A 21,250-nucleotide genomic window follows, 5' to 3' on the forward strand; every position below is an offset into this window, starting at 1 on the left:
TACAATGCAAAAATTTAAGCTTTTGCCAATAACGGTCGCAGTGGCGGCATCGCTTGCTTCACTCTCTTCTTTTGCTGCTGATACTAATATCGAAGCATTAGAAAAACGAATCCAAGAGTTAGAATCTAAGGTTGTGGATATTGATTATGTCAACGATCAACAGCCTGCTGTCCTAACTGCAGAAACTAAGGTGCCAGAAGGCATCGTCTTCTCTGGTTATGCTCGTTACGGCGCTCACTACAAGAGCGGTGATGAGCGTTACGTAGACATCGGTACAACAGGTCGTTCTGTCGGTCGTTTGGGTAACGAAGCTAATGGTGGTGAGGTTCAGCTAGCTAAGCTTTTCCAAGCTGACAATGGTGCGATTTGGGACATCGTATTCATGGCTGACCACTGGGAAGCAGACGCTTGGGCTGACGACGGTGGCTTGAGCATGAAAAAAATGTACGCTGGTGTAACTAACGTATTTGAAAGCCAACCAGAACTTTACATGTGGGCTGGTCGCGACTTCCACCAACGTCCGCAACAAGGTTTGAATGATTACTTCTGGATGACACACGATGGTCAAGGCGCTGGCTTTAACAACCTAGATTTCGGCGGCGCGAAGCTGGATATGGGCTTTGTAGGCCAAGTGAAAGGCGGCCTCGTCAATGATAATGGTCGATACGCTGTAACCGCGAAGCTACACAGTATTGACGCAGGTATTGGTAATCTGGATTTTTACGCGAACTACGGTTTTGCATCGAGCGAAGCGGATACGTCTACGACGACTGAGTACGTATACGATCCAGTGACAGATTCAATGCAGCCTGTCGTGACTCAAGGACAAAAAGTCAGTGATGAAACGGCCTACCTAGTAGGTGCAACATTAGGCTTGGGTGAGTCTAACAAGTTGGTTGTTAAGTACGGTGACGGTGCCGATTCATCGGTATATGACCTTAAAGGTGATTACCAGACTTTGTATGCAAGTGTTGAGGGTAGCTACGCTGCATCTGAACAGTTCATCATTGATTACTTAGTGTCTTACAAAGACAATTCTGGCTCAGACTTAGATCGTGAGAATACTGAATACGCTGGTATCGTTCGTCCACAGTACCAATGGGATGATGTTCACTCTACATGGTTAGAAGCTGGCTACGGCATGGTTGATTACGATGACGACGGTGAAGAGAATGCGTGGAAAGTCACTCTGTCTCAAAACGTTTCTCTAGGTGGCTTACCTTGGAGCCGTCCAATGCTTCGCTTCTACACAACTGTGGGTGATGTAGAAACGAAAGGCAACACAGTGAAGACAACCAATGTTGATACATTGTCGTTCGGCGCAATGTTTGAAGCTTGGTGGTAATCACAGGTATAGAAAGCGCTGCTCTTTGAATTTGGCATATTTTCAAGGAGCCATGCTTTCAAATATCTATGCTTGTTAAGAGCACGTAATACTGTCCATTTTAGCCCTAAAGGCAGATTGATTAGGGCACGTTTCAATTAACTCCATTCTTGGGCACATTTTTGTGCCCTTTTTTTTCGCCACTAGATCAAGGAATAACGATGAGACTTTCTTCCATTGTGTCTCGAGTCTATTTAGGTTTCTTCACGCTGATAGTAATCATGCTGGGTAGCGCATGGTTGAGTATTAGCAGTAACAAGAACATAACCTCACACATCGAAACCATCACTCAACAAGCCACCCCTTTAATGCTCCAATCCTCCACGCTCACCATTCGTTTCTTGGACATTAATCGCAGCACTACTCCCTATTTATCCGCCAACTACATTGATGAGCTCGAACCGCTGAAACAAACCGTCGTGAGTAACATCGCGCAATATCAGCAGCAGTTAAATTGGTTTGATGGCAAGGCTGAATCGGGCTCACCACTTGAACCCATACTCCAAAATATTGAAGAAACGGGCGTTGCCACCATCAATAAGATAGAACAGTCCTTGAACTTATACGTCTCTTATTTGGATAGTAAAGATCTCGGTTCGATGGATCAGGAACAATTTCAATCTGTGGTAGGACAACTCAATAACACCTTGGTTAATCAATTGGCGAGTACGAGTTCGGGTAACACGCAAAAAGCGGTAGAAGCCTTGTTGGTTCAGTTGAGTTTGATTGCCGCAGAAGCGAATGAAGCTTTCTCTCTGCAAACGTCATCGGAGGTTCGTGGTGTTGAGCGTCGTCTACAAAGTCGTAAAGAGCGATTCGAACAAGCTGTATCAGACTTGGATAATCTGGACTCATCTTTGTTACGCCGCAGTAAACAGTCTTTATCACTGCTCGCTTCACATGTATTTTCAGCGCAAGGATCTGTGTCAACGCATATGGAAACCGTGAAGCTACATGAGAGCATTGCTCAGCAAAGAGTGGAGATCGAACAGCTCATTGATGTGCAGTTAAGCCATTTTGATGAGCTTTCTATGTACGCGGAAGATACGGCTAAACGTTTATATCACGAGTCGATGGACTTCTCTCATCAAGCACTGTTGATGCAGGCCATCATTGCTATTGGGTCGGTTTTTATTGCGCTGCTAATCGGGCTGAACATCGCTAAAGGGATTCGCAAGCCAAGTAAATTACTGCAAAGTGCACTAGACCAAGTCGCCAAAAAAGACTTGAGCGTGATAGTTCGTTATCAAGCCAATAATGAATTTGGTTTGGTGAGCGATAAAGTCAATTTGGTGATCAGTCACCTGACCCAAATGATTGACAACATGCGCCACTCCTCAATACGTTTAAAGGAAGCTTCCCTTGAGAACCAAAGCACCAGTCGTTCTTTGAATGAAGCGATGCAAGAACAAACCAATCAAACGGTGATGGTAGCGACAGCGATGGAGCAAATTGAGTGCTCAGTGACGGAAATCACTCAGGCGGCCAACCAAACGCTAACGCTAGTGACCGACGCGGTATCCAGTTCCAGTGATGGGCAGAAGACCATGGATAAAAGCGTCGAATTGATGGGCAGCTTAGAAAATAAGCTGGCGGAATCAACGGCGACCATTGGTCAGCTTGAAAGCGAAAGCGCCAGTATTGGGTCCATTCTGGATGTGATATCTGGGATCTCTGAGCAAACCAATCTACTGGCGTTGAATGCGGCCATAGAAGCGGCGCGAGCTGGAGAACAAGGGCGCGGTTTCTCTGTGGTGGCTGATGAAGTTCGCGTGTTAGCGGCCAAAACCAATGCGTCAACGCAAGAGATACACAATAAGATTGAACAGCTGCAAACCAGTTCCAAATTGGCGGTGGAACAAATCAATCAATGTGTGGTGGGGATGGTTCAATGTGTTGAGCAAACGGGCGAAGTGAATCACTCGATATCGACGGTGTCTGATCTTCTCAACGAAGTAGAGCAACGAAGCCATCAAATTGCGACCGCGACGACAGAGCATCAAGTCGTTGCCTCTCAAGTCACTCAAAATATCAGCCAGATACACACCTTGGCTGAAGATAACTCGCAACGTTCCCAAGTGCTTTTTTCCCACGGTCAACAGCTTGAAACTATGTCGCAACAGCAATTCTCATTAACTCAAGAGTTTAAGTTAGCGGAATCATCTAATCACAAAGATTAGAGCCAGTTAATTTCTTCCATGTTTTCACGCCCAGCCTTCCGCTGGGCGTTTTCGTATCTGGTTTTTTGATGAAAAGGCTTTGAGCTAAAAATCACCGTGAAATGTTCTCATACAATTTCGAAAGGCCATTGAAATAACAAGGTCACTTCCCCCGTGTATATTGCCGTCAGCTGCGGATTCATCATCAAATGACGTTTAAAAAAAATGGATTTAGGCGGACTTGTTTGACCTGACGAACAAGTAACCGAGCGCCATCTTGATAATATGAACAATAATCCCATGAAACAGTTTCATGGCGTGAAGTTAATCTGTAAGCGCTTTCATGATTTCCACAACTGGCCTTTTTACCTCCAACTTTAGTGTGATGACACTCACTTCAACTAAAACGTAATTTCTTAATAATCGTTTTGTAAGCGGTTACAAGCTAATGAAGTATCGAGGTTCGAGTGGCAACAATTAAACACGTATCAGAACATGCAGGTGTGTCTCAGGCGACAGTGTCTAGGGTTATTAATGGCACTAGCAGAGTCAGTCATGACAAGAAATTAAAGGTTGAAAAAGCGATCAAAGAATTGGGTTATCGCCCGAACTCTATCGCTCAAGCCTTGGCTTCAAGTCGTACTGGTAGTGTGGGTGTTGTTGTTCCAGAACTTGGCGGTTCTTTCTATTCAGGCATTTTGCATTGCATAGAAGAAAACCTACGCCGCTTTGGTTACCACGCTGTGGTTACAGCGGGTTCGAATACTGAGCAAGGGCAACGTGAGTCGGTGGAGTTTCTGTTGGGGCGTCGTGTTGATGCTTTGATTCTTCATACTCAACTGCTCAGTGATGATTATTTAATTGAATTGGAAGAACAGGGGACCCCTGTGGTTTTAATTAACCGCTTCATCCCAGAAATGGCGATGAGTTGCATTGATATTGATAACGAAGTCGGGGGGCTACTCGCTACTCAATATCTTTTGCAAAAGGGACATACAGATATCGCGTGTATTACCGGGCCTTTAGATAAAGCAGATGCTAGGGGGCGTTTGCAGGGGTATCGAAAGGCCTTGGAAGAAGCGGGTGTGCCATACGATGAAGCCTTAGTCTCGGAAGCGGGCTTTACTGAAGAGACGGGCATCAGTGCTATGAAGAAGCTGATTAATCGTAAGTGTCATTTCACAGCAGTATTTGCTTCGAATGACCACATGGCATTTGGCGCCTTCGAGGTGTTGCATCAAGAGGGACTGTCTGTTCCGAAAGATGTATCACTGGTGGGCTTCGATAACACCATCTTCGCGCGCTATCTGACCCCTAGTTTGACCACCATTAATTTCCCTATTGAAGAGATGAGCGTTGAAGCAGTACAGCTCACTCTACAGAAGCTAAAAAAAATAAAACATGACGTGAACTTTAAATTGCTGCCGACGTTGGTCACTAGAAACTCGGTATCGGATTTACCAGTTACCCTATAAAAATATTAAGGATAGAACATGAAATTTAAGACCTTAGCGCTTTCATGCGCGGTTGCTTTAGGATTAGGTACAACAGCTGCAAATGCAGCAGACAAAGAAATTCGTTTCGACGGTTTCCCTGATTTCGATAGCAGCCTGAAGGTATTACTGCCTGATTTCGAAAAGGAAACGGGTATCAAAGTTGATTACCTTATGAACAACCACGGTGACCACCACACGAAACTCACAACGAACCTTGCAACGGGTTCTGGTGCCGGTGATGTGATTGTTGTCGACGTTGAGAAAATTGGTCCATTTGTTGGCTCTGGCGGCCTAGTTAACCTGTCTGAAAACTACGGTGCAGATAAATACGAAGAACGATTCGCACCTTACGCATGGGCACAAGGCAAAGGCGCTGACGGCGATATGTATGGTATCCCTGTCGACCTAGGTCCTGGTGTTATGTACTACCGCACCGACGTATTCGAAAAAGCGGGCATTGATGTAGAAGAAGCAATCAAAGATTGGGATTCATACATCGCTGCTGGTGAAAAACTGAAAGAGCAAAACGTACAACTTATCGCTTCGGCAGCCGACGTGGCACAAGCGATTATCTTCACGACCGTTCCTGAAGGTGAAGGTCTGTACTTCGATAAAGATGGCAACCCAGTGGTGACATCAGAGCGTTTTGTTCACGCTTTTGAAGTAGCAAAAGAGATTCGCGACAAAGGCTTAGACGGCCGCATTCTGGCTTGGTCTAACGAATGGTACGAAGGCTTCCGCAACGGCACATTTGCAACTCAACTTTCTGGCGCTTGGCTTCTTGGTCACCTAAACAACTGGATTGCTCCTGAAACCAAAGGTAAGTGGGCAGTAGAAAACCTACCTGATGGCATCTACGGCAGCTGGGGTGGTTCATTCCTTTCTATTCCAACTCAATCAGAAAACCCAGATGAAGCTTGGGCGCTTATTGAATACATGACGACGGATCGTGAAGTACAGCTTAAACACTTCGAAACGATTGCTGCCTTCCCTGCGAACATCACCACGTATGACGATGAGCTTTTCCAAGAAGAGATGGAATTCCTAGGTGGGCAAAAAGCGCGTCTACTGTTTGCTGAAGTAGCACAGAACATCAAACCAGTATCTCCAGCACAAGGCGACCACGTTGCACGTTCTATTATCTTAGAGAACGCATTGATGGAAGTACTTGATGAAGGCAAAGACATCAAGACTGCGCTTAAAGAGGCAGAGCGTCTAATCAAGCGTCGCACGCGTAATCTTTAATTTGTTTTTACTTTAAGTAAGTGAGGAAGCGTGGATAACGCGCTTCCTTTTTAAGAGGTCGTTACTATGAATCATACAGCGAGCACAACGATAGAACCTGCGGACAAAAGCCTTTTTTCTCGTCTAAATTTGAAAGCGCTTACACCGTATGGATTTCTTCTGCCGTTTCTGATCATTTTTTCTGTATTTGGGATCTTCCCGCTGTTGTTCTCTGTTTACCTGTCGTTCCACGAGTGGAACCCGGTAAGAGGCATGGATGCGATGGAGTTCGTTGGTTTTGAGAACTATCACATTGCTTTAACGGACCCATGGCTATGGCGTTCATTGAAGAACACGCTTTGGCTAGCGATCACTTCAGGCGTGGCTCAGCACTTAGTCGCTATTCCAGTAGCTTACATGTTGGTTTCAATGGGTGACCGTATGCGTCACTGGCTAACATCGGCGTACTTTCTACCGTTCATTACATCAACGGTCGCAGCGTCACTGATTTTCTTCAATATGTACTCTCCTAACTCAGGAATTATTAACCAAACGCTAATGGCACTAGCCGATAGCACGCTGTTTGGTTGGGCATTCGCTTGGGTTAACGATTTCCAACCCATCCGTTGGTTAGACGATGCCACTATGGTGAAGCCGTCTATCGCAATCATGGTTTTCTGGAAATACACCGGTTTTAACATCGTCCTTTACACCACAGGTTTAATGACGATTCCTAAAGACATCTTAGAAGCTGCACGTATGGATGGTGCCAATGCCTTCCGCCGCTTCTGGAACATTTCACTACCAATGATTCGTCCATTCATCTTCTTTGCTATCACGATGACCATCATCGGTAACCTGCAAATGTTTGAAGAACCGTTCGTACTAACACGTGGTACAGGTGGTACTGGCCAATCTGGTTTAACTATCTCGATGTACCTCTACAAAGTGGGTTGGGAATGGCTAGAAATGGGCACAGCATCTGCTATCTCGTGGTTACTGTTTGCACTCATCGCGACTTGTACATTGGTTCAATTTTTACTCTTCGGTAAGAAAGGCTTAGGGGAACATTAAGATGTCGACATCAATTAAGACAAATACCTCACCACTAAGTGGACTGATGCCAAGCGAACGCAGCATGTACATTCTGACTAAGATCTTGATGGTCATGTTAGGCATCTTACTGGTTGTTTCAGCGCTGATTACAGTCTTTCCATTTGTATGGTCGGCACTGCTATCAACGCGTGACCGTTCTGAAATTTTTGGCACGGGCATTAGCTTTGCGATTGGCGATAGCCTGGCGATTAACTACGCCAAATTGCTTGAAATCATGCCGTTTTGGAAAGCGATGTTTAACTCGATTTATGTGGCTTTCTTAGGCACCACCATCTCGCTGCTGTTTTGTAGCATGGGTGGCTACGCGTTTGCTGTGTTTAAGTTCCGCGGTAAGAACGTGTTGTTTGGCATGCTGGTTGGCTCAATGGCGATTCCGCCGGTGCTTAGCTTGATCCCTTACTTCATGATCGTGAAATTCTTAGGCTTGTTGGATAACCACATGGCGGTATGGCTACCGTTCACTACGACACCATTTGGTATCTTTTTGATGCGTCAGCACGTGATTGCATCGATTCCAAAAGAGCTACTTGAAGCGGCGAAATTGGATGGTGCTGGTGAGTTCAGAACGTACTGGAGTGTGGTATTGCCACTGATGAAGCCTGCCTTAGCAACACTGGCTATCGTTCAGTTCGTTTTCTTCTGGAACATGTTTATGCAGCCTCTCGTGGTGCTTAACAACCCAGATAATTACGTGATTACACAGGCGTTACGAAGCGTTCAAGGCATTCCGAATACGCCATGGGGCGCGGTAATGCTAGGCACCACAATTTCTATTTTACCACTCGTGATTACTTACTTGTTCGCATCGAAACAGATGATCAGTGGTTTAACGTCCGGCGCAGTCAAAGGTTAGGTTTAAGGGTTATAACAATGAATAAATATCAACTTCCAAGTGATTCAAAGTTACGCAGTAAGGAATTTGTATTCGGTGTCGCGACATCTTCATACCAAATTGAAGGCGGCGTTGAAGAGGGCGGTCGTACACCGTCTATCTGGGACACTTTCTGTAAGACGCCGGGTAAGGTCGATAACGGCGACAATGGTGATGTGGCGTGTGACCACTACCACTTATGGAAACAAGATATCGAGATGATTCAAGGCTTAGGCGTTGATGCTTACCGTCTCTCTATTGCATGGCCGCGCATCCTGCCACAAGACGGTGTCGTGAACCAGCAAGGCCTAGAGTTTTACGGTCAGATCATCGACGAGTGTCATGCTCGCGGCATGAAAGTGTATGTGACTTTGTACCACTGGGATCTACCGCAATATCTTGAAGATAAGGGTGGCTGGTTAAACCGCGAAACGTCTTACAAATTCGCAGAATACGCAGAAGTGGTGAGCAAATACTTTGGTGACAACATCGATGTGTACACCACGCTGAATGAACCGTTTGTGTCTGCATTCCTAGGCTACCGCTGGGGCGAACATGCGCCAGGCATCAAGGGCGAAAAAGAGGGCTACCTAGCATCTCACCACCTAATGCTGGCACATGGTTTGGCAATGCCGATCCTTCGCAAGAATGCACCTCACGCTAAGCATGGTGTGGTATTCAACGCGACGCCAGCTTACCCGCTGACGCCACAAGACCAAGCGGCAGCAGATTACTGCGAAGCCGAGAATTACCACTGGTTCATCGACCCAGTATTAAAAGGCGAGTACCCACAGCTGGTGGTTGAACGCCAAGCGATGAACATGCCTATGATCCTTGAAGGTGACTTAGACATCATCAGTGCTCCTGTTGATTACATCGGTATCAACTACTACACACGCAATGTCGCTCGCTTTAATGAGAACGGCGACATTGAATCGGTGAAACAAACCGATGCTGAACACACTTACATTGGCTGGGAGATCAACCCACAAGGTCTAACCGACTTATTGGTAAGACTGGATGCTCGTTACGAAAATATGCCACCTATCTACATCACAGAAAATGGTGCAGCGGGCAACGATGAACGAGTAAATGGACAAGTGATGGACGAGCAACGAGTTCGTTATTTCCAAGGTCATATCGAAGCGGTTCACAACGCCGTTGAAGCGGGCGTGAAAGTTGATGGCTACTTCGCTTGGAGCCTGATGGATAACTTTGAGTGGGCATTCGGTTACTGCCAGCGTTTTGGCATTGTCCATGTTGACTACACCACCCAAGAAAGAACATTGAAACAGAGCGCAATTGCGTACAGAAATATGCTTCTAGAGCGCGCTGAGGAGAACAGATAATGGCTAAAGTAGAATTTAAGAACATCAAAAAATCATTCGGTGATGTTGAAGTCGTCAAAGAGTTTGATTTTACGGTTGAAGACGGTGAGTTCGTGGTTTTCCTTGGCCCATCTGGCTGTGGTAAATCGACAACGCTACGCATGCTAGCTGGCCTTGAAAGCATCAGTTCTGGTGACATTGTAGTTGGCGGCAAGCTGATGAATAAAGTCGACGCGAAAGACCGTGATTTAGCGATGGTATTCCAAAGCTACGCACTGTATCCGCACATGACGGTATACGAGAACATCGCATTTGCTCTTAAACTGAAGGGCATGCCAAAAGCAGAAATCGACGTAGAAGTGCTAAAAGCGGCGAAAATGCTAGAGCTTGATCCGCTACTGAACCGTAAGCCAAAAGAGCTTTCTGGTGGTCAGCGTCAGCGTGTAGCAATGGGCCGCGCAATGGTTCGTACACCTAAGGTCTTCTTGTTTGATGAGCCGTTATCTAACCTAGATGCAAAACTTCGTGGCGTAATGCGTGAAGAGATCAAACACCTACACCGTGAACTAAAAACCACAACGATCTACGTAACACATGATCAGATCGAAGCGATGACACTGGCGGATCGCATCGTGATCCTAAAAGACGGTTATGTTGCTCAAGTTGGTACACCAACCGAGGTGTTCCAGCGTCCTGCAAACAAGTTCGTCGCGCAATTCATTGGTAACCCATCAATGAACATGTTGGAAGCAAAACTGATTGAAAAAGAAGGCGAGTACTTCGTTGAAATCGGTGATGTTCATATCCCACTGCCTGAACGCTTTAAGTCTCTGGCATCTAAGAACCTAGCGCTGCATTTTGGTGTTCGTCCAACAGACATCCACCTACGTGCCGAGCAAGTTGACCACGACCGCGTGCTGCCATTCCCTGTGAAAATCAAAGACAAGGAACTACTGGGCGCAAGCATTCTTCTGAAAACAGAAATTGGCGGTCAACCGCTGATGGTTGAAACCCAAGCAGCTGAAGTGGATGTAAAAGATCTGACGCTTTACTTGGATTTGGATGCTTTCCACTTGTTCGATGCATTGAGTGAGAACTCGCTAGCGAGCTGATTTGCAAGAGCTAGTTAATTTGCAACAGCCAGTTGATTTGCAAGGGCGACTGAAAGAAGCCTGACTCAAACGGCTAATTAAAGTGGCTAAGTCAGTCATTGAGCTGACACCAACCAACTTACGACAAATTGTTTTGGCTCCTCCTGATTTGGGAGGGGCTAGGGATAGTGATGATGAAATTCGGATATTTTGACGATAAAAACAAAGAATACGTAGCAACCACGCCGTGCACACCGATCAAATGGTGTAACTATGTCGGCACATTAGATTTCGGTGGCATTGTTGATAGCAACGGTGGTGTGCTGTTGTGTAAGGGCGATCCTGCACTCAACCGCATCACTAAGTACATTGCTCAATTGCCAAACTCAGATTTCAAAGGCTCGACCATGTACCTCAAGGTACGTGACGAAGCGGGCAACGTAGAGGTGTTCTCACCTTTCTACACGCCAACCTTGAAGCCGTTAGATAAGTTCGAAAACCACACCGGTTTGTCATACACCACCATTATTGCAGAAGCCTTTGGTGTGCGTTGTGAAGCGACGTTCTTTGTACCAAAAGCTGACCAAGTACTGCTACAAGACATCAAAGTGACCAACATTTCAGACAAAGCGCTACACGTTGATGTGGTGCCTGTTTACGAATTCACACACTTCGATGCGCTTAAACAGCTACTCAATGCGGACTGGGTTCCACAAACCATGACGCTAAAAGCACACCAGCAAGAGTCGGGTTATACCGTGCTTGAGCAGTATGCTTTCATGAAGCGTGACTACGCGGTGAACCTGATGACAGCGGATCGCCCTGCGACGTCTTTTGATGGTGATCGCCAATCGTTCCTAGGGAATTTGGGCTACGGCACATGGGCAGCACCAGAAGCACTAAACAATGATGAATTAGGCAATACTGAGTGTTTGCGTGGCGACAACATTGGTGCACTTAACCTGCGCCTAGGTTGGTTATCTCCAGAGCAGACAGAACGTACGATTGTACAAATTGCGCAAGAACAGAGCCTAGAAGCTGCACTTCCTCTGCTGGCTAAATATCGTGACCATCAAGTGGTCGATTCTGCTTTCGCTGAACTGGCTGAACATTGGGATGGTTACCTACAAGCGGTTCAGGTTGAAACGCCAGATCCGGCAATGAACTCAATGCTTAACGTACATAACCCACGTCAGTGTCACACAACCAAAAACTGGTCTCGTTACCTGTCTCTGTACCAGCTTGGTTATGGGGCTCGTGGCATCGGTTTCCGTGATTCTTCGCAAGATACTTTAGGCGTAATTACTCACATGCCGGAAGAGGCGCGTGAGTTCATTGAGCGTCTGTTATCTGTGCAAAACACCAACGGTTCTGCGATGCACCAGTTCTTCCCATCAACGATGGAAGCGAACGCGGGTGACTCACGTGAAGAGGAAGATCGCCCTGATTATTACGGCGATGATCACCTGTGGATCATCTACGCGGTGACGCAATATGTGAAAGAAACCGGCAATGCAGACTTCTTGAATAAAGATATTCCGTTCTATCAAAAAGACAAAGCGGGCAACCCAGTCGAAACGGGAACCGTGTGGAATCACCTGTGCCGTACGATTGAATTTACTTACTGCAATACTGGTGAACACGGTCTACCGCTACTGGGTTTTGCTGACTGGAATGACACGGTGAACCTGCCAACGGGTGCTGAATCGATGATGGTGGCGAACATGTACGGCAAAGCACTGCTCGACATGTTGGACTTGTGTGAGCTGCGTGGTGAAGCGCAACTGACGGCTAAGTTTAAAGATCAGTACCAACAGATGCAGAGCACAGTCAATGAATGCGGCTGGGATGGCGAATGGTTTGTTCGTTACTTTGATGAGCAGGGCTTGCCGATCGGTTCTCATAAAAATGAACAAGGGCAGATCTACACCAACGGTCAAAGCTGGCCTGTAATCTCTGGTTTCGCGACTCAAGAACGTGCAACGCAAGCGCTAGATTCGGTTTACAACAAACTGAACACTACCAATGGCATCAAGCTTTCAACTCCGGGTTACAACGGCTTTGATCCTCAGCTAGGTGGCGTATCGACTTACCCACCAGGTGCGAAAGAGAACGGCGGTATCTTTTTGCATTCAAACCCATGGGTGATGATCGCAGAAGCGAAAATGGGCAACGGTGAGCGTGCTTACGAGTACTACCGTCAAATCAACCCAGCTTCCAAAAATGATGACATCGATACCTTTGAATCTGAACCTTACTGCTACCCACAAAACATTCTGGGTGACGAGCACAAACAGTTCGGTTTAGGACGCAATGCGTGGCTTTCTGGTACTTCATCTTGGACTTACGTGGCGGGTACGCAGTGGATTCTGGGTGTTCGCCCTGAAGTGGATGGCTTGCTGGTGGACCCATGTATTCCGGCGGATTGGCCTGAATTTAAAGTCCGTCGTCAGTTCCGTGGTGCGACTTATCATATTCATGTCACTAACCCGAATAACGTGTGTAAGGGCGTGGTTGAGATGAAGGTCAACGGTGACCTAATTTCAGGTAATAAAGCGCCAGTGTTTACCTCTGGTGAGCACACCATCGAGGTGATTTTAGGTTAACAAAGAGAAGGGCGCTTTATGCGCCCTTTATTGCTTCTTTAGTTTGGTTCTTTCGTTGCAGTTGTTTCGTTAGCAATGCGTTCTCCGGGGGCTGATTTCGCATACAGCAGTTGCTTTACTTTGCTTTCTTTATGTTGGCTGATAGGTGGCTTGGCATTGCCAAGTAAAGGTTTGAGATTGGTTCGGGCTAAGCGTCAATAAGCCAATCTGGTTATTGAATGCGTCGGCTGGGCAAGTCATTGGTTCTATTGCAATACTTTGCTCGCTAGTCGGCGTGTACAGCTGAACGAATGGGTAGCTTTCATCTTGTTGGTAGCGAATTGCGGCAGACGAATCTGAGCGCGTAAATGCAAGTTGATTGGTTGTCTTGGAATCAAATTCAAAGCAATGATTTAAGCTTTGATTGGTGAGTGAATCGTCCAAAGACAAACGATCAAAAGCGTGCTTTTCACCATTGGGTAGGTCGTTTTCGTGTATGACCTCAGAGCAAGGCGACATAGCGAGTCCACATTGTGCTAGCTCAGTGCCGAGTGAAAAATAAGGGTGCCAAGCATCACCGAATGGGAAAGCTGAATCACCAAGATTAGAGACGGTCGTTGAGGAAGTGAGTCTACCCGTGACGTCAATCGTGAAGGTGACTTCAAGGTTGAGAGCAAACGGGAAAGCAGGGTGCAAAGACGATGTTTGATACTGCAACGTCACACTGGCGGATTCTTCAGTGGCTACGTTGTTTGTGATTGAAAAAGGTTGGTTGTAGAGCAGGCCGTGTACGGCGTGATCAGACCAAGGAAAATTAGCTGGGAGTTGATGGTTTTGGTTATCGAAACTGTAACGACCTAAGTTTAAACGGTTTGGAAAAGGGAATAATTTAGCACTGCGGGAAAAGAACGGATGTTGGTTGATCAGTTCATCATAATTCTGATAACCACAAATAAAAGAGAATGGACTGTTATTTACGATATACTTATTAATAACAGCACCAAATCCATTGATTATTTGAAGTTCTATACCATGTTGGTGGTTTATTAATGTGACAGAGTCAATATTTCCAAATTTTTCATTTATAATTTTAAACATGTTGATGTCTCCATTTTTAAAAGATATTAACAAGAAGAAAAAAATATTCAATGGCGGTTTTAAAATGAATAATAAAATTCCATATACGAGCTACTCAGGAAATTCAGAACACTTGTGTAAAAAAGGTGATGCAGTTGAATTTATTCAACCTTGGTACACGCCAATTTCGACTACACCAGAAAATACCGGTATGGCAGTCGGCGGAATTGGTAACACATTTACACTCACACCAAACGGCAACACGCCTAACTTCAGCTTTATTCCGGGAATTTTTGTCGATTGTTCAGAGCAAGTTATTAATTTTAATGATTTTTATGCGTCAGTGATGAATGTGCCAACCATCGACACGCTGCAAGTTCTTAATGAACAAGAGCTAAGCGTTCACCTGAACTTCTATCCTGCTTTGTTTGATGGAAAAAAGATTGAAAGTAGAGAAATGTCGAATGCGATTAGTCTCATTCAAACAGCATTAAAAAATGGTCGATTCTACCAAGAAAATAAAACTAACTTTACAAAATGGAACGTTGAATTTTCAAATAAGACTCAATTGTTGATTGCAGAAGATTCAGGTTCAACTATTTGTCAATTATATGTAGCCTTAGATTTCTTTAATGGTTTATTAATAAATGATACAACGAGATTATTATCACTCACTGCGGGTGATAATAATGATATGGATAGTATCAGTGGCAGTGATATAGATAGTATCAATGGCAGTGATATAGATAGTATCAATGGCAGTGATATAGATGGTGTTAATGGCAGGGATATAGAATACCAAGCTTTATATCCACTGGCTGAATATAAATACAATAGCTTCGACGATATTAATATAAAGCGTAAGGTAGTCTCTCCGATCGTTAAAGAGAACAAACGCCTGTGTTCTTTACCGATGCACTGGAATCACTTCGAATTAACCAATAATTCATCACAACCACGCGTGATTACGCTTGCTCAGCCGCTTCAAAACTTGATTGGTTCAACCTACCAAAAAGGCCGTGATGGTATTCAGGATTCGGCATGTACCTTGTCTCAAAATCCGATTGCTCAGCAGCATGAAGTGGTTAACTTAAAGGGCGAAAGCCACAGCTTTACGGGTGTTCAATTGTCTAGCCAATCGCCTTATCAAAGCGATATTGAAGGCGAAGTGGTGTTTGGTGTTCAAGCGGATAACCATTTGACTGAATCTGGTAAGGTTTCGATTTCTGTCAAACCAACGCTTTATACCTCTAAGACAGCTCAGCAAACAGAGTTCGCACTGAAAACAGGCCGTACCAACGCGGAATTCCAAACAGGAATTTACACGGGGCGTGAAGCATTGAGCGCATTGGTGGTGGTTCAGGTTGAATTGGAACCTGGCGAGTCTGTTGACCTGCGTTTTGCACAGGTGATGGCTCACAGCAAAGTCATGCTTAATGGTTGGCACTCAGATAAGGCTTACACGCAATTCTACCCGCAAGTAAAGCCTGCATTACCTATGTTAGAAGACATGTTGCCTAAGCTCGAAACCATTGAGCAGCAGATCGTCGAACAACAAACAACTTTCCTAGAGCAAGCTCAAAACAAGATCTCGCAGCCTGAATCGGCACTTCGCTATGCAACGATGGCGATGAACTCATTGTCCTTCCTAGCGGAATCAACGGTATGGGATAAAGAAGATAAATTCTTGGTTAAAGAGTGTGTCGACTACCCATTCTTTAACTCTCTTGATGTGTACTTCTATGGCTCATTCTCGCTGCTTTATTTGCTGCCTGAGCTTGATGGCTGCGTGATGAAAGAATTCTCGAAAGCCATTTTGGCGGAAGACTTTACCGAGCGCCGATACTGGGAATACGAAGCGACGCCTAATGCCGAATTGATTGATGACAAGTACCAAGGTGTGCGTGCTATTCGAGGTGCGGTAATCCACGACTTAGGCAGCCCATTCGACATCCAGCCCGATGCTTATAGCTGGCACAACGTGAAAGAGTGGAAGGACTTAGCGCCGAAATACATTCTGATGGTGTACCGCCATTACCAAAACACCCAAGATATCTCTGTGGTTAAAGAGTGCTGGCAAGCAGTAACTGAAAGCATCGATTTCTTATCGAATTTGATCGCTGAAGGTGACGATTTACCACTAACCCGAGGTACAGACGATACCTTTGATAACCTAGCTTCTCATGGCATTTCAATTTACTGTGCGAGTCTTTGGGTTGCTGGCTTGCAAGCGGCGAGTGAACTTGCACAATTGATGGGTGAAAGCGAGCGAGCTAACGGTTACTTAACACGTTCTAAAAAGGCGTTGGCAACCGTTGAGCAAAGCTTGTGGGATGACAAAGAGGGTTACTACCACTTCTTCGTGACGCCAGTTCAGGCCAAGCATCTAACCGGTGCGGGCTATCAAGCTCTGGAAACCTTAGGACTTTCATTGACTGGCGATGCGATTGCTGACAAGAACACGCTCAATACCTATCTCAATGAAACGGATACTTCCATCAGCATCAGTAAGGTATCTCAAAGAGTCTCTAAGAAACGCTTGCTGAGTGAGGCGGCGCCACAAGCCTTTACTCAAGAATACTTAGATTTAGTGCCAGATTCTGACAACAGTTTTGGTGATGCCTTGTTGGCCGACAGTTATCTAAAACTCATCGGACTCGAGGGTATTTTTCCGCAAGAGAACATCCAACGCGCACTAGACTATGTTTATAAGCACAACTTTGAGATTAACAGCCCTAAGCTTGGGGTTGCGAATATGACGTTGGCTGATGGTTCACCGCATGAAGCGTTCCAAGCTCAAGATGTGTGGATTGGTGTGCAGTTTAGTGTTGCAACGGCGTTGAGTCTGGCAGGTAAAAACCAGCAAGCAGAAACATTGATGGATACCGTGTATACCGCACTCTATGACTATTCAAAAATTCCATTTGCAGCGCCAGAAGGGTTCAATTGCTCTGTGTCTGTCCATGAGGAAGATCTTATAGAAGCATTTAAATTGACGCAAAATGATGCGAAAAACTGGCTAAGTGTACTTAAATGTCAAAACTGTGTGCTGTCTGACGGTCGTATCAGCCCAACCTTGACGAAAGATACTGATAATTTTGTTAAAATGTTGAGCGGTGAAATCCCGCTAGAAAAGCTGGCTGGCTTGCACAAATGGCTACTGAGTACTGGCTTGAAATACACGGCTGGTCGCTACTTTAGACCGGGGATGATCTTCGCCTACTTGTATTAACTTAATGACACGATTTTCAGCTAAAGCAGTGGTATGCAGGTTGAAACTGATGGGGAGCTTAAAGCTCCCCGAATGTCACTTGATTAGGGATTCGAGATGCGCACTAAAACAAAAAAAACAACAGTATACGATGTAGCAAGACTGGCTGGTGTTTCTCCCAGTACCGTGTCTCGCTTCCTTAATCGAACCACTTATGTGTCTGACGATAAAAGCCAAAATATTGAGCAAGCGATTAAAGACACGGGCTACAAACCTAATTTTCAAATGCAAGAAAACACCAACCGACGCTCGCTCACTATTGGTGTATTGGTACAACACCCTGACAGCCCTTATACCAGCCGTATTCTCAATGACATGGAGAAAACACTGATCGCTCAAGGTTATTCGTTAGTAATCGCGACAGGGCATTGGCAGAAAAAGTTAGAAATGCACGCGTTGGAGTATCTCGCAAAAAGTAACGTGGATGGCATGATCATCGTGACAGGAAGCATTACTCAGGAAGAGATTGCCAAGTATGCACAAGACATTCCTATCGTGATGGTTGGCTACGATTTTGTTGAGAATAACGTCCGCTCCATCAATATTGATAACATGTTGGGCGGCTACATGGCAACATTACATTTACTGCAACAAGGGCATGTGAATATTGCTCATATTAAGGGGCTTTTAAGTCAACCTGATTCGGGAAACCGCTTTGAAGGCTATAAGAAAGCACTTCAAGAAGCGGGCATTAAAGTGATGCCAAAACTCGTTAAACAGGGTGATTTCAGTAGTGAGTCTGGCTACGAGAAAACGGTGGAGTTGATTGAATCTAAGGTTCACTTCTCTGCCTTGTTTGCTGCAAATGACCAAACGGCTTACGGTGCGATTAAGGCGCTGTCTGACCACGGTTATAAAGTGCCAGAAGATGTGTCTGTGATTGGCTTTGATGATTTGCCGACCTCTAAGTATTTCACGCCAGCCCTGACGACGCTGAGACAGCCGATTGAAGAGATTGGTGAAGTGTGTGCTCAGTCGATTTTGAACCTGTTATCTGGCGAGCGGCATGAAGCTCGACTACCACCCATTGATTTAATCGTCAGAGAGTCGACCAAATCATTGTATCGTTAATTTCAAGACAAGCCTCAAGGTGGTGCGACCGTGATGGTTCGTATTGATGTCAATACGAACCATGGTGCAGGAATGCCGCTGAGTAAAGCTATCGATCTCACTGCCTATATTTGCGCGTTCACATTGTTCAATATGGGGCAGGTAAGCTAAAACATTTCTGCCCCAATCCAATTCTGGATGATTTTTATCACATTTCAAGGCTGGCTATTTGACCTACATTTTTAATCAATGCAGTGTCTAGTGAAGTGGGGTCTAACATGCTATACCTAGGTTCTGCCACTAAGTACTAGCTACTTATAATTTCTTGCCTTGCCTTGCCTTGCCTTGCCAGTATAATTACTTTCAATCAATTAAATAATCGTGAATGTTCATGTCGTCTTATCGTAGAGAGCTTGATGGTCTTCGAGCTTTAGCTGTTATCGCAGTAATTATTTATCATGCTAATTTGGAGATCTTTGGTTTTCAAATATTTCAAGGAGGATTTTTTGGTGTTGATGTTTTCTTCGTTCTGTCGGGATACTTGATTACAGGAATAATTCGTAGTCAGATGGACAACGGTACATTCACATTTAGAGATTTTTATTGGCGAAGAGCTAAGAGAATAGTGCCAGCATTGGTCACAATGTTGTTAGTTACTTCAGGATTAGCATTCCTAATTTTACTACCAAGTGATTTAGTAACTTATGCTAAGTCGCTCCAATCCACGTTGTATTTTGGTTCAAACCACTTCTTCTACGGTGAAGAGAGTTATACAGCGGCTGCAAGTATTTATCGCCCCTTACTGCATACTTGGAGTCTATCCGTTGAGTGGCAGTTCTACGTAGTATTTCCGCTTATTGTTTGGTGGATCAATACGTTTTTCCCTCGATACTTTTTCGGAGTACTTCTTGCTTTAGCGCTAATATCATTACAGGCATCTAGCTTCATCGTAAAAGTGAACCCTGAGATGGCATTCTATCTTCTTCCTACGAGATCTTGGGAATTAATATTAGGAGGTTTAGTTAGCTTTTATAATAGAAGCAATCTTGAAAATGCTATTAAAGGTAGTTTACTATCTTTTGCATTTAAATCCTTGCCTATTATCGGGTTATTTCTTGTCGTGCATTCTATGATTTTTGTTGGACACGAAGTTAAACACCCTTCATTTATTACATTACTTCCTGTTTTAGGGACTTGCCTTTTCATAATGTTTGCTCATAAAGGTGAGCTTTCTAATGATCTCCTATCCCTAAAGCCATTTGTTGGTGTTGGTTTAATTTCTTATTCTTTATATCTATGGCATCAACCAGTATTTGTTTTTTTTAGATTTATCAAGCATGATTATTTTAGGATAGAACAATTTATCTTACTAGTAACTATTAGTCTTTTGCTTTCATACTTCACCTACATCTTTGTAGAAAAAAAATTCAGGAAAACAAATGTAGGGTGGATTCACTTAACAGTGATGGTTTTTTCTGTGATGTTTCTATTCTTATATTCCTTTGGAATGAAACATTACATCGAAGAATATTTTAACAAGCCAATGGCAATCGCTTCTATGGAAGCTACTAATAAAAACCCTTATGAATGCATGGTAGGACAGAATGTAAAACTAAGTGAACTATCATACTGCTACATTGGTAATAAAGATAATATTAAGGCCATTGTCGTCGGTGATAGTCATGCAGATGCATTAACTACGTCAATATCAAGTGTGTTAAATTTAGAAAAAGAAGGTCTTATCGCACTTACTCGAGCATCTTGCCCCTTTGTTATTAATGCAAAAAGTAATGTAGATGGAGATTCTTGCTATAAAGAAAATTTTCTTAGACTGAAAGAACTTAAAAGTAATTTCCTTGACGTGCCTATATTTATTATTGCGAGATGGTCAGCATATATTTATGGCCAATCTAATCCCAAAAGAATTATTGGTGATAATCGAGCTTCTATGTATTTTGGTGAAAATGATGATATGAAGGAACTAGACTTAATATCATCGTTTCGTGAAAACTTAGTGCTTTCAGCATGTGAAGTAAACAAAAAATCCCCAGTTTACATTACTCAGCCAATACCTGAAATGAGAAAAAATATACCTAAAACAATGGCTGAAAACATTCGTTTAGGTCGAAAAAATATCGATTACTCACTTGATGAGGATATGTACTACGAGAGAAATGATAAAATAAGAGAGGTGATCTCTAGTCTTTCTACTTCATGTGGTGTGCATGTGCTAGACCCTACAAAATATCTTTGTAATGAAGGTAAATGCATTGCTGAAATTGATGGAAGGCCAATTTATTATGATGGGGATCATTTGAGTGAATTTGGGAATAAATTACTCAGTCCTTTATTTGAAAAAGCCTTATATCATTAGATATAACTGCTGATAATGCGAGCTGCCAAGCCTTTTAAATCAAAGCCTAATCAAGCGCAAGTTTGCGACTTGCGCTAACCCTTGGTAACTCAGGCTGACAATACTTAAAGTTATTCATGAATTACTAATTTAGCAAAGGCACTATCAAGTGTTTGTCCAAAAACGAGATGAACGAAGCCGCTCTTCGACTGTGACCCAACTACCAGCTAACCCTGTTTAAAGTC

13 protein-coding genes are annotated in these 21,250 nt (G+C 44.3%); 12 read left to right on the forward strand and 1 reads right to left on the reverse strand.

The window, feature by feature from the left end; translation table 11 throughout:
• Positions 1-4: 4 nt before the first annotated feature.
• From OCU90_RS24750 to OCU90_RS24790, 9 genes are all read left to right on the forward strand, one after another.
• Entirely contained in the window at positions 5-1,345 is a 1,341-nt protein-coding gene (locus OCU90_RS24750; RefSeq protein WP_017094242.1) for a carbohydrate porin, read from the forward strand.
• Positions 1,346-1,545: 200 nt separating this feature from the next.
• Positions 1,546-3,564 carry a methyl-accepting chemotaxis protein gene (locus tag OCU90_RS24755; protein WP_061021261.1) on the forward strand — a complete coding sequence of 673 codons (2,019 nt, stop codon included), beginning with the start codon at positions 1,546-1,548 and terminating at the stop codon, positions 3,562-3,564.
• Positions 3,565-4,010: 446 nt separating this feature from the next.
• On the forward strand, positions 4,011-5,018 hold the full coding sequence (locus OCU90_RS24760; protein WP_009846150.1) for a LacI family DNA-binding transcriptional regulator: 1,008 nt from the start codon (positions 4,011-4,013) through the stop codon (positions 5,016-5,018).
• An 18-nt stretch (positions 5,019-5,036) separates the two neighbouring features.
• The gene (locus OCU90_RS24765; protein ID WP_012601181.1) at positions 5,037-6,284 is read left to right on the forward strand and encodes an ABC transporter substrate-binding protein; all 1,248 of its coding nucleotides are present in this window, start codon (positions 5,037-5,039) and stop codon (positions 6,282-6,284) included.
• A 66-nt stretch (positions 6,285-6,350) separates the two neighbouring features.
• Positions 6,351-7,337: a carbohydrate ABC transporter permease gene (locus tag OCU90_RS24770; protein WP_009846152.1), complete on the forward strand. Its 987-nt coding sequence runs from the start codon at positions 6,351-6,353 to the stop codon at positions 7,335-7,337.
• Between the two features lie 46 nt (positions 7,338-7,383).
• Complete coding sequence (locus tag OCU90_RS24775) at positions 7,384-8,232, forward strand: carbohydrate ABC transporter permease (RefSeq protein WP_017077012.1); 849 nt, start codon at positions 7,384-7,386, stop codon at positions 8,230-8,232.
• Between the two features lie 17 nt (positions 8,233-8,249).
• Positions 8,250-9,599: a GH1 family beta-glucosidase gene (locus tag OCU90_RS24780; RefSeq protein WP_061021262.1), complete on the forward strand. Its 1,350-nt coding sequence runs from the start codon at positions 8,250-8,252 to the stop codon at positions 9,597-9,599.
• Complete coding sequence (locus tag OCU90_RS24785; protein ID WP_009846155.1) at positions 9,599-10,690, forward strand: ABC transporter ATP-binding protein; 1,092 nt, start codon at positions 9,599-9,601, stop codon at positions 10,688-10,690. Before OCU90_RS24780 ends, OCU90_RS24785 begins: the two co-directional genes overlap by 1 nt.
• Before the next feature lie 170 nt (positions 10,691-10,860).
• On the forward strand, positions 10,861-13,275 hold the full coding sequence (locus tag OCU90_RS24790) for a GH36-type glycosyl hydrolase domain-containing protein (RefSeq protein WP_061021264.1): 2,415 nt from the start codon (positions 10,861-10,863) through the stop codon (positions 13,273-13,275).
• A 129-nt stretch (positions 13,276-13,404) separates the two neighbouring features.
• Here the strand turns inward: OCU90_RS24790 and OCU90_RS24795 are convergent, their stop codons facing one another.
• Complete coding sequence (locus OCU90_RS24795; RefSeq protein ID WP_061021266.1) at positions 13,405-14,352, reverse strand: aldose 1-epimerase; 948 nt, start codon at positions 14,350-14,352, stop codon at positions 13,405-13,407.
• 64 nt (positions 14,353-14,416) lie between these two features.
• On the opposite strand from OCU90_RS24795, the gene OCU90_RS24800 reads away from it, so the two are divergent.
• The 3 genes from OCU90_RS24800 (at position 14,417) to OCU90_RS24810 (ending at position 21,026) form a co-directional block, all read left to right on the forward strand.
• Entirely contained in the window at positions 14,417-17,563 is a 3,147-nt protein-coding gene (locus OCU90_RS24800) for a GH116 family glycosyl hydrolase (protein ID WP_061021268.1), read from the forward strand.
• 96 nt (positions 17,564-17,659) lie between these two features.
• The gene (locus OCU90_RS24805; RefSeq protein ID WP_061021271.1) at positions 17,660-18,673 is read left to right on the forward strand and encodes a LacI family DNA-binding transcriptional regulator; all 1,014 of its coding nucleotides are present in this window, start codon (positions 17,660-17,662) and stop codon (positions 18,671-18,673) included.
• A gap of 370 nt (positions 18,674-19,043) precedes the next feature.
• Positions 19,044-21,026, forward strand: a complete 1,983-nt coding sequence (locus OCU90_RS24810) for an acyltransferase family protein (protein ID WP_061021273.1) — start codon at positions 19,044-19,046, stop codon at positions 21,024-21,026.
• Positions 21,027-21,250 lie beyond the last annotated feature (224 nt).

This window comes from Vibrio splendidus (assembly GCF_024347615.1).
GTDB classification, from domain to species: domain Bacteria; phylum Pseudomonadota; class Gammaproteobacteria; order Enterobacterales; family Vibrionaceae; genus Vibrio; species Vibrio splendidus.

Bases quoted from the DNA above. Each gene is read 5' to 3' on its own strand.
- OCU90_RS24750 (WP_017094242.1), top strand. From the start codon at position 5: ATGCAAAAATTTAAGCTTTTGCCAATAACGGTCGCAGTGGCGGCATCG.
- OCU90_RS24755 (WP_061021261.1), top strand. From the start codon at position 1,546: ATGAGACTTTCTTCCATTGTGTCTCGAGTCTATTTAGGTTTCTTCACG.
- OCU90_RS24765 (WP_012601181.1), top strand. From the start codon at position 5,037: ATGAAATTTAAGACCTTAGCGCTTTCATGCGCGGTTGCTTTAGGATTA.
- OCU90_RS24770 (WP_009846152.1), top strand. From the start codon at position 6,351: ATGAATCATACAGCGAGCACAACGATAGAACCTGCGGACAAAAGCCTT.
- OCU90_RS24775 (WP_017077012.1), top strand. From the start codon at position 7,384: ATGCCAAGCGAACGCAGCATGTACATTCTGACTAAGATCTTGATGGTC.
- OCU90_RS24780 (WP_061021262.1), top strand. From the start codon at position 8,250: ATGAATAAATATCAACTTCCAAGTGATTCAAAGTTACGCAGTAAGGAA.
- OCU90_RS24785 (WP_009846155.1), top strand. From the start codon at position 9,599: ATGGCTAAAGTAGAATTTAAGAACATCAAAAAATCATTCGGTGATGTT.
- OCU90_RS24790 (WP_061021264.1), top strand. From the start codon at position 10,861: ATGATGAAATTCGGATATTTTGACGATAAAAACAAAGAATACGTAGCA.
- OCU90_RS24795 (WP_061021266.1), bottom strand. From the start codon at position 14,352: ATGTTTAAAATTATAAATGAAAAATTTGGAAATATTGACTCTGTCACA.
- OCU90_RS24800 (WP_061021268.1), top strand. From the start codon at position 14,417: ATGAATAATAAAATTCCATATACGAGCTACTCAGGAAATTCAGAACAC.
- OCU90_RS24805 (WP_061021271.1), top strand. From the start codon at position 17,660: ATGCGCACTAAAACAAAAAAAACAACAGTATACGATGTAGCAAGACTG.
- OCU90_RS24810 (WP_061021273.1), top strand. From the start codon at position 19,044: ATGTCGTCTTATCGTAGAGAGCTTGATGGTCTTCGAGCTTTAGCTGTT.